Annotated in this window: 1 protein-coding gene; it reads left to right on the top strand. The window is 34.7% G+C overall.

All coding sequences use genetic code 11. The annotated features are described in order from the left end of the window. Window positions 1-45 precede the first annotated feature (45 nt). On the top strand, window positions 46-311 hold a 266-nt coding region (locus ACYVTD_RS18925; RefSeq protein WP_461249122.1), incomplete at its 3' end, for a hypothetical protein.

The following is a 311-nucleotide window of genomic DNA, read 5'->3' as shown; positions in this document are numbered from 1 at the left end:
GAAAGAAATATAAAAAAAAATACGATAATATATTATAGTATATTAATGATAATGGCAAAATCTACTTACAAAGCGGTTTTTACTGGAATTTTCTCAATTTTGTTACTGTTTTCGGCAATAACCCCTGTTTTTGCCGGCGGCAGGAAAGATGCCGATCTGTCCAAAGCGGACACTCTGATTAAAAATAAGAAATACGAAGAAGCAATAGCGATACTAAGCAATTACGCAAAACGAAACCCGGACAAATTTGATCTTGCGCAACAACGACTTCATAAAATTTATCAAATACAAGATGAGTTTAACCGCACCGC

This window comes from Treponema sp. R6D11 (assembly GCF_054786075.1).
The sequence above is the reverse complement of the archived record's forward strand: the minus strand, read 5'-3'. Positions and strand labels throughout refer to the sequence as shown.